This window comes from Roseisolibacter sp. H3M3-2, assembly GCF_029211165.1.
Lineage (GTDB): Bacteria > Gemmatimonadota > Gemmatimonadetes > Gemmatimonadales > Gemmatimonadaceae > Roseisolibacter.
In genome coordinates this window covers 1-645 of record NZ_JARGEK010000769.1, presented here as the reverse complement: position 1 = coordinate 645, position 645 = coordinate 1, and the positions used below count along the sequence as shown (strand labels likewise).

1 protein-coding gene is annotated in these 645 nt (G+C 81.7%); it reads left to right on the top strand.

Features of this window, described 5'->3' with window-relative positions:
- The coding region (locus PYV61_RS26295) for a hypothetical protein (protein WP_275836849.1) at positions 1 to 645 on the top strand (645 nt) is incomplete at both ends.

Here is a 645-nt window from a genome sequence, read left to right as displayed (position 1 = left end):
GGCCGCGGTCGCGCTCGCGGCGGCGCGTGGCGCGTGGTGGGCGCTGGCCGGCCGCGCCGCCGCGGCCGCGGTGGCCGCCGCCGCCGCCGAGGGCGGGCTCTCCCCCAAGGACGTCGCGGTCCTCTACTTCGAGGACGGGAGCGCCGACCGCCGCCTCGGCGCGCTGGCCGACGGGCTGACGGAATCGCTGATCGGCGCGCTGGGCGCCGTGCAGGGGCTCACGGTCGTCTCGCGCAACGGCGTGGCCGCGTTCCGCGACGGCGCCGCGCCGCCGGACAGCGTGGCCGCCGCGCTGCGCGTCGGGACGCTCGTGCAGGGGCGGCTGGAGCCGGCCGGCGACCGCCTGCGGGTCACGGTGCGGCTGGTCGACGGCGCGAGCGGCGCCGACTACCGGCGCGCGAGCGTCGCGGTGCCGGCGGCGGGCGCGCTGGCGGCGCGCGACAGCGTCGTCGACCAGGTCGCGCGCTTCCTGCGGGCCCGAATCGGCGACGAGGTGCGGGTGCGCGAGGCGCGCGGCGCGACGCGCAGCGACGCCGCGTGGGCGCTGGCGCTGCAGGCGGAGCGGCAGCTCAAGACGGCCGACGAGCGCGCCGACTCGCTGTTCGCGCGGGCGGCGGCCCTCGACCCCGCGTGGACGGGCGCCGC